Genomic DNA, 12,258 nt, shown 5'->3' with positions numbered 1-12,258 from the left:
ATGGTCAACATTAAATTAATGATGAAAAGTGGTAAATGAACAAAGTAAGACAGTATGACTTTAATTCCTCTAACATTTGTACCATAACTATTAATTTTACTGTTCATTATAGTAATCTCTAAAATCAGAAGAACTAGTAAGATACTAAAGGAAATATATGATGTTCTTAATACTTTATCTTTCATAATGTCTTTATTTTTTTATGTAATTAAATCCGCTTTTAATTGCTTTTTGGTCTGCTGATGTATCGAACCCGTTTAAAGTAAAAATACTATTTAAGTTTGAGCCTGCCCAAACTTCTCCATAAGAAAAATTATTGAAGGACATCCAGGCTCCCCAAAGAAAATTTCCAGCATCACTTAAATTGTACAAAGTATTGGTACCTTGAAATCTATAAAGTGTTCCATTTCCAGTATTTCCACCATATTCAGTATTCGCATAATCTTCATTATAGGCTTCCATTAATTGATTATAACCAAAATCTGCGGTGCTATGAGACTGATAACCTGTTGCAAAATACCTACTTGGAAGTCCTAAAATAGAAGGAGGCATAATACCTGCTTTAGCAATAAATTTAAAAAATTTAGATACAGGAATTAATGTATACAATTTACTACCTACTTGCCAATCAAAATTTAAAACTTCTTTATCGAAGCCATAATCATTAGCTTTTAACTCATTTCCAGCTTCATCAAAAAATCTATTAGGCTTCTTATTTTTAACAACATTAGTAACTATTCCACTTGAATTAACAGTTATATCATCAGAAGGAGCATCTCTGTTTTCCCCATCACTTACAGTTTCTCCATTATTGCTCGAAAATGTTCCATTATTGTTATTAGTCCAAGTTGTTCCACTAGCAGAATTCTTTAAAATGTCCATAAACGATTGAGAAAGCATACCATCTGGGTCAACAAAACTTATTGGATTATTTACGCCATAATTATAGGGAGTAAATCTTCGTAACAATTCTCCTAACGGGTCAATATTCATCCAACGACCAAGTGCAGGGTCATAATTACGTCCGCCATAATCATATATGTTAAGTCCTAGTTCGTCTTGGAGTTCTTTCCCGTTGTACTTATACTTATAAGGGTCTGCAAACTTTTTTTTAAAGAAAAAAAACTCCCTTGCAAAATCTCTATATAAAGAACGTATTTACGAAGCTAATTTAATAAACAAGCTCTCATTTACCTAAAATCTCTATTATTTTCTCTTACATGTTTTTAAATTTGATTCCGAATATAAAATTTACAAATACATAAAAAGCTATTTTAAGAATGGGGAAAATCATAAGAAAAAAGATAACAGCTCCAAATAAAGTGGCAACTATTGCTAAATATTCGTGATTAATTATTGATTTTTTAATTTCTGAGTAGAAGTGCGAAAGAATTAGAATAAAAAAACTTATGCAACACACTAACAATATCGTACAGCAATAGATCATTACAGGTATAATAACCCAAACAAATATGCCAAACTCTCTAAACGTTTTTATTGTTTTTGGATGAAGAAATATTATACAGCAGAAAATCAAACTAATAGAAAACAAAATCCTAAAAAAAACATCTCCCTTTTTTAGTAATCTACTAAATATTTTTTTCATCAAAATCTACGAATATCAGTTAAAAAAGGCTTGAAAGACTTATTATGTAATAATTATATTTAGAATTATTCTGTTTTTATAGCCAAAAATTTCTCTGCAAATTCCTGAGCAACCCTACGATCTTCCATTATTGTAATGTTCTCATCATTATATTGCGCTTTCACAGTCCAGTTATAAGAACCATTAATTACTCTCTCTAAATCTATTACGCAAAATTTATGATGAGTAATATTTCCAAAATATCCTGTTGGTTTTAACCTTATAATCTGAAAATGGCTTTCAAAATCAATTCCACTGCGAGAATTTATAGCATCATTTATGATAAGTATCTGCACATTCAATCCCTGCTTCTTTTTTTCGATGAGCTTACTAAATAGTACAGGATCTGTAAACCAAGCTACGGCAATCCATATTGTAAACCTTGCTTTGTCTAATTCAGCTAATATTTGTTTCTGAATTTGTTCAAAATGAACTTGGTTTTTAACTTCCTGCTTTGCTTCAGCAATATTACCTGTTATCTGATATGCACCTCCAATTAATGATAAATTATATTTTTCTTCATTAATTATCTGATTAATGAAATGTACTGCTTCTTTTGCATCAAGCTCAGATCCGTTAAAATATGCGGGTGAAACAATGAATTCAATAATCTTAGTCAAATTATCTGTTTCATTAATTTCTAAAAGTTTTTTCTCAGCATATTTATTACGGCTTAGCCCATCAGGTAATGATCCATTATAAACTTCCCGACTCCCAAACGAATTAAACAAAGCAACTAAATTACTTCCGCTCTGATAAGGTGTTAAACCTAAATCTCCTGAAATAATTTCTTTTAGTTTTTGAATTGAATAAGCTGTTAATTTCATGCTTAAAAGATAAGATTAAGTAAAACAATTGTATAATTTTTTTTTAAATTTCTCTCTGCAATTTAGATTCTATTTTTACAAATGCTTTCGTCATTTCACATAAGACGGTAGCCTCTTGAATCGTTATGGTTGGCACATTTAAACTGCCATGACCTGCTAAAGGAGTGGTATTTCTTTTTTTATAAGTATCCAGGATAAAGTCCAAAATGGAATCTGGTAATTTCGAGTCGATTCTATACATATTAAAAATTCTTCCTAATGTTTCGTTTTGAACTGCTTCTGTATTGATGACATACTTAGCCATAGTTTCAAAAATACTAGCACTTGCATGTAATAAATTTGAAAAATCACCGCTTTCTAAAGCAGATTCCATTCTTAAAACAAGCAACCTAATATTTGGATGTTCAGTATCAAAAGTCTCTTCATCAAGCTCATTAATTGAGTACACTTTTACCTTCAATTCATGAGATGTTTTCACAAAAACAAAAGTTGCATTTTCCTTTTTAAGAGTTCCATTTAAAAAATCTATATCAAAAATTTCTTTTTCAATTAAATCTCCTGCAAATTCAATAAATTGAATAGTATTAAGTCTGCGGAGTGCGAGAAATAAATTACTGTCGTGCCAAGCATATTCACCATCATGGAAACCTCCATCATCATCTGGCTGAAGAGGATAAATACTTATCCCTAGTATTGTATTTGAAAGATTGATAATAACATTCTTTCTGTGTATGATGGATTCTGCAAATTCTGGTTCTTCAGTCCAATGCATCAAAAAACGAGTTAGAAACGCATAAAATTCTTGAGATAAAACCTCAAATTCAAGTTGCTTTTTATCTGTTTCATTTATGTACGCGGTAAATTTCATTAAATTTTTTTTTTATGTTATTGGTTAAAAACGAATTCTTTTTTTTGCATCTTTCTATTTCATAGATATTTTTTGTTCAAAATATTCTTTGAATATATTGCAAAGTAACTTACAAAGAGTAAACCTTTTTTCAGAGAAAAATATACCCCCGGAAAATCTATGTTTAAAGAAGAAATTGTGTTAACGAAAATATTATTAATCAAGCACAAATCCTAAACATTACAAATAGAAAAACCTGCTTTTTTCATAGCAGGTTTCTTTCGTAATTATGCTTAGTTTTAATTAATTCGAGAAATAATCTGATCTAGAACCTCAGGATGAAATTCTTCATAAACTGTATTGGCACGCACATTATTTTTTTCTTTTGGTCTAGCTATTATAAATTTGTCTGTAGAAATCCACTTAACATTTCTTCCTGTTGATACAAGCCCATTGTTTTGGATAATTATATTGTCTTTTATTACTCCAATTGCTTTAACAGTAATGTCATTTTGTCCAAAGGTTGCTTTGATATATACAATATCTCCAGTTTTTAAAGATGTAAAATACTCTTTTAATTCTGGAGCATCTTTATCGTCCCATCCAACGCCTACTAAATTCTGTGATATAAAATCTCCACTCACATCTTTGTCATAATATGCACCAACTCCGTAAATAGCCATAATCTTTTTTTATAAGTTTTGTTTTTTGTGTTTTTTTCTAATTTCTTCCAATACATCTACAGTAATCCATCTTTTTTCTTCTGTTGAATACCTTAAATATGGGGGATGCTTATATTCAGTAGTCTTCATCTGCGCTTTCAGAAAATCTAATGCTTTATCCAAAGATTCTCCAATTACTTCATCACTTAAATTCCCTTTCAGCTCAAAATCAAACTTAGAATTTTTATCAAGTTTTATCTTCAACCCAAAAGTAATTTCTTTTTCTTCTCTGGTAGTTGATGTTAATTTATGGTATTTTTTACCTAAAACTTTACTTCTAGCTAAAATTATCACCTGCTTCATTACATCCCATCCAGCATTAGTTCCAACTCCCTTTAGAAATTCTATCATAATGGGAGAATTTAAAGCAAGAAAAGAAATAAAACTAAAATCTTCTAAACTGGCAGTAACTTTTCCTCCACCATTATATACATCTAATTCAAAATCAGCAGTCGATAATTTTTTTGAAATTTCATCTAAATCTGCTTCCTCAAACTCACCGATATGTTTTAAATAAACAACATTGGGATCATCTTTCATATCATTATATTTTTTACTTGACATTTTTTTCATTTAAGAAATATTGCAATTTCTTTTTTATAAATCATTCCTCTTGCTTAAAGCTTTCAATAGTGTCTCCTATATTTCTTAACTGTTCAAATACAATTTTCAATCTCGGATCAGTGAATATTTTAGATAATGTCTCATAGAATTCTTCTTCCGTTTTACATTTACCGAAATTTATATTTCCGCTTTGATAGGCATAAACTTGTAGAGGATAATCATTTTCTGGATTACTTGATATCTCAATCAACTTATAATTATAGTCATTCCCGTTTTTTGGAAAAATATACAACACATGTTTAACTTTGTCTACTACATTATTTTTCTTTATGCTGAATGACATTATCATACTGTAAATATTTGTTTTATCAGTATCCTTGTTTAATGCGTCAGACTGTTTTCGAAGTATATCTACGGGAGTTACATTTTCACCTTTATTGAAGTCAACATTAGCTTCATTCCAAATATTTCTTATAGGACTCATATTTTAAATTTAAATTTAATAGGCAGATGATCTGAATATCCAACAGAATCAATTTTATTATTGTTATAAAATTGGTGATTAGCAGTATTTGTTATAATCTCCAAATCTTTTTTAGAAAAATTTTTAACTAAAGAATTCTTCATTAATAAACCATCTAACACATTCCAGTGAATCTCATCCACATTATCCTCTCCAATATCTCTAAAATATGTTCCTGGAACTTTTGATTTATTTGTTTTATAAATAAAGTCTCCCATCGTTGACCACATGGGGTTATAATATTTTGTTTTAACTTTAGTTAAACTGTTTATTGTTGGATGAGCTGATAATCCCTCATGACTGTACAATGAAATTTCCTGCGGATTTAAATTAAAATCACCAAATAAAATCGTTTTATCCGTTTTTAATATAGTTTCTTGCTCTTCAATCCATTGCTTCCAACGTTTTATAATCTGTTGCTGGGCATTTACTGTATGATTATATTTACTTGGAAAATGAATTCCAACCAGCAGTATAGTAGTTTTTTTTAGTTTTAATTTAAAAAAAATAAGTCTCTCTTTTATCTGTCTTCTCCTCCCTGCAGTGGCAAGCTCTTCTAATTCTTGATCGTTGACAACATTTACATCCACATTTTTAGAAACATATAAGCGTATACTTTTTTTGTCATCTAACATAACCGATCTAAGACTATTACTGCTTAACTTAACGATATGTGAATCGTTAATAGAACTTTCAATTAAAAGTAAAAAGTCAGGCTTTCTTTCAGTATATAATTCAGTCAATGCCCCAAGCATTTTATTACCCTTACCTTTTAAATTCCACATTAAAAATTCAAGATTAACCATTTTAAAAATTACTTTTTAATATCAACATTAAGGTTACTGACTTTGTATTATCGCAAAAACAAATTCTTGTCATTTTTGACTCATAATTACATTAAGAAAAATAATACTTTTTCTCTCACGAAAATATATTTACTTTAATTACTTTCCTAATAAATCGTAAAATAATATTTCTATAAAATGAAAAAGCCCTCATTAATGAGGGCTTTAATTTTATTTATTTCATTCTTTTCATTTAATAGGCGTAGATATCGTCTAAGTCATGTATGACAAATTCTGGTTTATATGCTTTATCTATCGGGTTGTCAAAAAGTAAAAATGCAGGGATACTTAATGGTTTTACATGATCTAAGTCTTGTGAATTTTTTAGATTCACTTCTCTTATTTCCATCAATAATCTACCTAATGCATTCTTTCCTTTTAGCTCATCTTTATTTACAGGCATTGCTCCCCATGTATTGTCTTTAGTTGAAAACTCAACAATCGTACTATTTCCTGTACTTAAGAGAACCTCAGAAAATTTATAGAAATTCTGTATAAGTTTTATCTGTAAACACCAGCGCATTACATCAAACTTTACGGTCTCCCAATCCTGTCTGGTAAATTGATTATACTTTCGACTTATCTCTTTAGCATCCATTGGATTCGTCTGGGAAATGATTTCTTCCTGAATGATTGGAAATAATGGAAACCTGCATGCCTGATATAGAATTTCAGAATTTGCAATATTAGTTTCATTTACAAATATAGAATAGCCGGGAGCCATATTCGAAAGACCTCCAAATCTGCCAGTAGTCTTACTAAAAGTAATTACTTCATTCTTGTTGTATGTTCTTTCACTAATTTTCATAATACAAATTAAAACAATTTTATTTTACTAGCCTCTATTTGCAACAGGAAATAACGGAATCCAATCGTGACCAGCTACTCCCCACCAAAATACCAAGGGACTATTGTTAGGAATATTTCTCCATGTAAAAAAATGTGTCCCCAATCCAAATGTTTTGTAACTTGGATTTATTAATCCTAACGGTCTAATGTTAGGTTTTATTTCACTTTGAATCATTTCTATAATTGATATCCCTTTCTGTAATATAATATTCTCGTAACGAACTCTATTTTCAGCGGATGTAAAAAAGCTTTCTACAGCAGGCAGATTAGGTTTTCGATACGCATAATCTTCATATTTATCTGCATTTAAATTTGCTAGGTATGACTTCACATTTGTTGGCTGTTCATCAGTAGGAAACGCAACATTCAATAATTGATTATTCAATTTAGCATGGTTTTGAATCTCATAATTATGATACCATGTGATTTTTCTTTTAATTTTATCTTCAAAAGTTTTCATTAATCTATACTCTTGAAAAGCCTGACCCCAATTGTGCAATCCAAATAAATTTACTGATAATCGATAATTATCTTTTAAAACATTTTCAATATTACTTATATTTTCAGAATTTTTCTCTCCTAACCAATTTACTAAATGTTTTCCGATTGTACTTCCTGAGGCTAAAATATCGTCAAAATACACATAATTTACTTTCGGATAAGTTTTGTATTTAATATAGGATTCCCCATACTTTTCATTTAACAAAGTTTCTAATATATTCAATATTGCCGGTTGGCTTTTATAAGGCAGTTGTAAATCTAAAAATTCTGTATCAATCAAAAACTGTGATATACTTGAACAGTTGAATTCCTTTATTAAAGCTTGAATATGCTCGTCTATAAAAATTTTAGCTCTTTCTTTTGAAACATAAACCTTTGGTATTATTTCACTGAATTCATTAAGCACAAATTCAGCATCTTCTCCAAACTGTTTTCCCCAATTGAGAATATATTCGCTGTCTAAAAAAAATCCGTCGTCATTTCTATAGTCTTTAATAGTTTCTAAAATTTTATCCGCAATTTCTTTCATCAATCTTATCTGGTTATAATTTAAATGGTTTTCCCAAAAGTAATAAAATTAAATAACAGGAAAATATCTATTTATTAACTCTCTCTGCTGAGAACTGTTCACTTTTATATACTTCTCAGTTGTACCCGGCCATTTATGTCCAGCCAATTCCTGAGCCCTTTCCAGAGGAATGTTTTTTTCATTGAGCCAGTTGCAGATCACGCTCATTCTGATGGTCTGCGGATTTAGTTTTCTGTCAGGGAATAATGGTCTCAAAGGCTCTATCATGGCAAGGATGCTGTTCACTGCAATAGGTCTGCCAAGCTTGGTCAATATGAATTTATCGGTACTGCCACGCAACAAAGCAGGACGGGTTTCATTTATGTAATTATGAAAGAGTATCATCTGCTTTGGCACAAGTTCCAGAGTTCTTTTATTAAGATTGGCTGATCCCTTGATATAGATTGTGCCGTTGTCCAGATCAATATCTTTTAAAGCCAGCCTTGCTATTTCATCGCTGGCAAGCCCCTGATAAATTAAAAGGGAAATCAGAACATTGTTTCTCATGTCAAGATGCTTATACCGGTTCTCCCGTTCCATTAAAAGCTGTAATTCCGAACTGTTGAAAAGATCCTGAACCTGAATAGTCTGGTTGCCTTTGATTTTTATATTCAACTTTCTGCAGGGATGGTCATTTCTAAAGCCGTACATCACAAGATAGTCATAATACTTTTTAAGGGCTGAAAGGATTCTTACTCTGTACTGCACATTGGACTGCTTCCCGCTTACTTTATCCATGTGCCTTACAATGTCCTTATACTGGTATCGTTTTGCTTTTGGATTGGTCTTCAAAAAATGATTAATGGTGTAGAGATAGCTTTCCGCCGTCGATTCAGAGAGTATTCCTCTGAGGTATTTTCTAAGATCAGGTTTCTGATTCTCCATTGTTTTAGTTTTAAAAATTTACAACCGGTTTTCTTTTCTTATTCTGTACTGCATAGATGTAGGTGGTATTGATCTGGGTATGCCCCAGAAAACTGCGTATAAAATCAATCCCTGCATTATTCTCTGCCAGATGATAGGCAATGCTGTGGCGCAGGCAGTGGAGCGTGATTTCTTTCTGTACAAGCTCAAATTTTTCTGTCTGCTCGATCATTTTATTTAAAATCTCATTGAGGTTTTCTCCTGTTGATCTTCTGCCTCTGCTGTTAATAAAAAAAGCTTCCTCATGCTGGTTTTTACCTGAAAGCCTTTCAGGTCTCTCATTCCTGATATACTTGGTTAAGTACTGAAGAACAGTGTCACTCATGGGAACTTCACGTCTTTTGTTCCCTTTTCCCTGTCTTACCACCAGCATTCCTTTGATAAGGTTCACATCTTTTAAATCAAGATTAGCTATTTCAGATCTTCTCAGCCCGCATCCGTAGGCAATGGAGAGCAGTGCTTTTTCCATTTCATTCTCCGCATGATGGTACACCAGCTTTATTTCTTCTATTGTGAGGATATTTCTGGGCTTCTGTGTTCCTCCGCTGATGGAAGGCACATAATAAGTGTTCTGGATTTCTTTATTTTCAAGCAGGTAAACCTGAAAAAGCCCCTGCACAAAAAGATGCAGTTTGATTGTTTTTTCTGCCAGAACTCCGTTCCCTCTTTTCTTTGGTCTTGAAACCAGATATTCTAAATACTTTACAGATTCTTTTGAAGTTACATTCTGGATTTTACTGACTCCTGACTGTTCCAGCCAGACCAGAAATTCCGTTACGATGTTTTTATACAGATTTGATCTTCCCTGTTTATAATTCCGGACTTTCACAAATTTGTCAAATCCTCCTGCGAGCCTTTGAAAGTCCTTAGACTGAATATTTTTTTTCATTGTATTTTTCTTTTATTTAATGTCGTTTTTCCCTGCTTTTTAAAAGCCTGTGCTTGTGCGCCTTCTGGAACGCGGAACGCCAGTATCGTATAGCCAGTATTTTCTGGGCTTCCAGTGTTCCGCTGGTGTTCCGTGGTGTTCCGTTTTTTAGTTTTCGCTGTTTTTTTTAGAGCTCTTCAAGCTGGCGGTGCAGTTCCTTTCGGATTCGGGATTTTAGTCTGCTCATATCATCCCAGTAGGCAATGGAGAATTTCAGCCCCCTGTTGTATGAGCCTTCCACAGCCTGAATGTATTCAAGCTCCTGCAGTAAGTGCATGTAACGGAATGTTGCCGTTTTACTGATATTAAGCCCCAGTCTTATCTCTCTGGCAGTGAATTTCTTTGACGTTCCCTCTTTCTGTTTTTTTATAAATTCTTTCAGGTTCTCAAAGAACTGTCTGGTGCTTTTATCAAGCTCGTCCACTTTGATGATAATTGAACTGAAGAAAATGTCAACGGCAGATTTAATATCTGCTTTATCAGTGATAAGCCTCCCTTTAGAATCTGTTTTTCTCTGGTACTGATGAAGAATCGTGATCTGCGAAACAAAGTTCTGGAACTGCGAGTTCAGCCTTCTGAGCATTCGGGCTTCCATGGGAAGGCTGAGTTTATCTGCAAATGGATTAACAACCTCATAGGATTTAAGCACACGCATCACGTTTCGTAAAAGCTGTTTTGCCTGTTCTTCTTTCTCGGTACTGTCCTGTCCGGCTGTCTTCTGGTTCTGTTTCTTAATAATACGCAAAGTCTGTTCCTGGCTTTCATCAACTCCCAAGATCACAGAACGGCTCATATTGTCGTAGTACACTTCGGCTTTTGTGGTTGTGGTAAGACTGGCAAAATGCGCCTGAACCTGTTTTATTCTTCCCCTGTTATTGCCGAATATATCTTTTACCACCGTGGAGCTGGTCAAGAACTTAGCGGACTGCATTTCCCTGAAGGCATACTGCGCCTCTTCATCAAGTCCGTCAAAATCCTGAATGATAATCAGCTTATTGATAAGTTCCTTATCCCTGTAATGGTAAAGTGACTTGCTGGTAATCCGTGTCATGTTCATCACGTCCTCCTGAGGCATACATCCTGCAATGCCGTTTATCAGGTGGCTTTTTCCCTCTCCGCTTGATCCCTGAACTAGACCGTGCATCAGGTAGGGCATTTTATAGCTGGATGCCAGAATAAAAATCACGATCCTGTTTTCTTCTTCCCCTACAATTCCGTTCTGTTCCAAGAGCTTGTTGATGTTTTCCAGAAGTTTTGGTTTTGCCAGAAATGCAACTGCATTTTCATGTGCCTGAGGCGTAAGTTCCTTTTCAGCATAACGCTCTGTCATGGGGTTGATCTCAGCCTCAAAAAGTGCTTCACGGTGCTGTTCGAGAAGATCGGTAAGCTGTGTGAGATCTTTTTCCAGATTTTCATAATCAAAGCCGTGCTTTTCGGATAAATCCGTACACTGGCTCTGAACGCTGTTAAAATCAAAGAGATCGATTTTAAGCCTGTGTTTTCTCCTGATATTGTATTCCACGATCTGGAGAGAAATTCTCAGGTTTCCTAAATCCATCGGAAGGTTTCCCAGAACGAAGAAAGTCCCCGAGAGTCCTTTGTAGCTTATTTTGTAGCCGTTTACAATCTGCAGTGTTTCGCCTGCTTTTTCTGTTTTGGCGCTTTTTAAAAGATTAGATATTCCGTCCGTTCCATAATTGACCCACATATCATTCAGCGTATGTCCTTCGGGAAGTTCCGCTATTGAAAGCGGAACGTCGGGTCTTATCTCCTGCATTTGCAATCTGATCTTTTCCATCTTGTCAGCGTTTAAAGATTACTATTGATTCCAGTTCATATAATGACTTAATAATTTCAATATGTTCATCCAGCAGTTCCCCGTCATGAAGTGCAATCACTGCTTCCCTCTGATCCAGTATTCTGCTCTGAATTAAACTGGCGCAGTCAATAACTGTCGGAGCGAGATAAAGCTTTCTGGTAAGCGGATGCGGATATGCAGGATAAATTCCCTTTTGGTTTAGATATTCCTCCTTGGGGCTGTCTAGATCAAAACGGAGCGCAAAATAATTTACAATCGTATTGTCTCTGTCCAGCAGGGGGAATATAAGCCCGTATCGTCCGAAGACGGTATAAGCCGTAAAGGAATCATCCCGCACTCCTGCATCACTCTTGGTAATTACGCCCAGTTTTTCAAACTGGTCTTTGGATTCAAGTGTTTTACGGTGGTGGAACTGTCCTGAATTAAATCCGATCATAAGATCAGAATACTCCAGTCCGATGCTTTTGAGATATTCTTTGGGCTTCAAAGCTTTGGCACTTCGGATGCCTGTTTCAAAAGAGCGGAATAATGTTTCTAAAGTTTCCATAGATATTTAATGCTTTGCATTATTTCGGAGATAAGGCGACCGAAGCCGTTTGGCAGTACTGCATTATATCAAAGAAGCATAAAGTCTTCCTGTAAATATAAATATGCATTTTTGAGGTTATTCCAGTATAGCCACTGCAGGCACTATTT

The 12,258-nt window shown here is 33.5% G+C and carries 13 protein-coding genes; all 13 read right to left on the bottom strand.

Going from position 1 to position 12,258, the window contains the following annotated elements; genetic code table 11:
- Nucleotides 1-192 precede the first annotated feature (192 nt).
- Nucleotides 193-1,041: an RHS repeat-associated core domain-containing protein gene (locus ACFS3A_RS00660; protein ID WP_379824350.1), complete on the bottom strand. Its 849-nt coding sequence runs from the start codon at nucleotides 1,039-1,041 to the stop codon at nucleotides 193-195.
- A 630-nt stretch (nucleotides 1,042-1,671) separates the two neighbouring features.
- On the bottom strand, nucleotides 1,672-2,472 hold the full coding sequence (locus ACFS3A_RS00655; RefSeq protein ID WP_379823238.1) for a phospholipase D-like domain-containing protein: 801 nt from the start codon (nucleotides 2,470-2,472) through the stop codon (nucleotides 1,672-1,674).
- A gap of 43 nt (nucleotides 2,473-2,515) precedes the next feature.
- The gene (locus tag ACFS3A_RS00650; RefSeq protein ID WP_379823237.1) at nucleotides 2,516-3,340 is read right to left on the bottom strand and encodes a hypothetical protein; all 825 of its coding nucleotides are present in this window, start codon (nucleotides 3,338-3,340) and stop codon (nucleotides 2,516-2,518) included.
- Between the two features lie 278 nt (nucleotides 3,341-3,618).
- Nucleotides 3,619-4,002, bottom strand: coding sequence for a hypothetical protein (locus ACFS3A_RS00645; RefSeq protein WP_379823234.1), 384 nt, complete (start codon nucleotides 4,000-4,002; stop codon nucleotides 3,619-3,621).
- A 9-nt stretch (nucleotides 4,003-4,011) separates the two neighbouring features.
- Nucleotides 4,012-4,605: a hypothetical protein gene (locus ACFS3A_RS00640; protein ID WP_379823232.1), complete on the bottom strand. Its 594-nt coding sequence runs from the start codon at nucleotides 4,603-4,605 to the stop codon at nucleotides 4,012-4,014.
- A gap of 40 nt (nucleotides 4,606-4,645) precedes the next feature.
- The gene (locus ACFS3A_RS00635; RefSeq protein ID WP_379823230.1) at nucleotides 4,646-5,089 is read right to left on the bottom strand and encodes a hypothetical protein; all 444 of its coding nucleotides are present in this window, start codon (nucleotides 5,087-5,089) and stop codon (nucleotides 4,646-4,648) included.
- Entirely contained in the window at nucleotides 5,086-5,934 is an 849-nt protein-coding gene (locus tag ACFS3A_RS00630; RefSeq protein WP_379823229.1) for a hypothetical protein, read from the bottom strand. The genes ACFS3A_RS00635 and ACFS3A_RS00630 overlap by 4 nt, the downstream gene beginning before the upstream one ends.
- A gap of 232 nt (nucleotides 5,935-6,166) precedes the next feature.
- On the bottom strand, nucleotides 6,167-6,781 hold the full coding sequence (locus tag ACFS3A_RS00625) for an NADAR family protein (RefSeq protein WP_379823227.1): 615 nt from the start codon (nucleotides 6,779-6,781) through the stop codon (nucleotides 6,167-6,169).
- A 27-nt stretch (nucleotides 6,782-6,808) separates the two neighbouring features.
- The gene (locus tag ACFS3A_RS00620; protein ID WP_379823225.1) at nucleotides 6,809-7,852 is read right to left on the bottom strand and encodes a phosphoribosyltransferase-like protein; all 1,044 of its coding nucleotides are present in this window, start codon (nucleotides 7,850-7,852) and stop codon (nucleotides 6,809-6,811) included.
- A 48-nt stretch (nucleotides 7,853-7,900) separates the two neighbouring features.
- Nucleotides 7,901-8,776, bottom strand: coding sequence for a tyrosine-type recombinase/integrase (locus tag ACFS3A_RS00615; protein WP_379823224.1), 876 nt, complete (start codon nucleotides 8,774-8,776; stop codon nucleotides 7,901-7,903).
- A gap of 10 nt (nucleotides 8,777-8,786) precedes the next feature.
- Nucleotides 8,787-9,704 (bottom strand): tyrosine-type recombinase/integrase, encoded by a 918-nt coding sequence (locus ACFS3A_RS00610; RefSeq protein WP_379823221.1) that lies wholly within the window; start codon nucleotides 9,702-9,704, stop codon nucleotides 8,787-8,789.
- Between the two features lie 166 nt (nucleotides 9,705-9,870).
- Complete coding sequence (locus ACFS3A_RS00605) at nucleotides 9,871-11,541, bottom strand: hypothetical protein (RefSeq protein ID WP_379823220.1); 1,671 nt, start codon at nucleotides 11,539-11,541, stop codon at nucleotides 9,871-9,873.
- A 4-nt stretch (nucleotides 11,542-11,545) separates the two neighbouring features.
- Nucleotides 11,546-12,109 carry a hypothetical protein gene (locus ACFS3A_RS00600; protein WP_379823218.1) on the bottom strand — a complete coding sequence of 188 codons (564 nt, stop codon included), beginning with the start codon at nucleotides 12,107-12,109 and terminating at the stop codon, nucleotides 11,546-11,548.
- Nucleotides 12,110-12,258 lie beyond the last annotated feature (149 nt).

This window comes from Flavobacterium notoginsengisoli, from assembly GCF_042686225.1.
In the GTDB taxonomy this organism is placed as follows: Bacteria; Bacteroidota; Bacteroidia; order Flavobacteriales; family Flavobacteriaceae; genus Flavobacterium; species Flavobacterium notoginsengisoli.
This window is presented reverse-complemented; position numbering and strand designations above follow the sequence as displayed.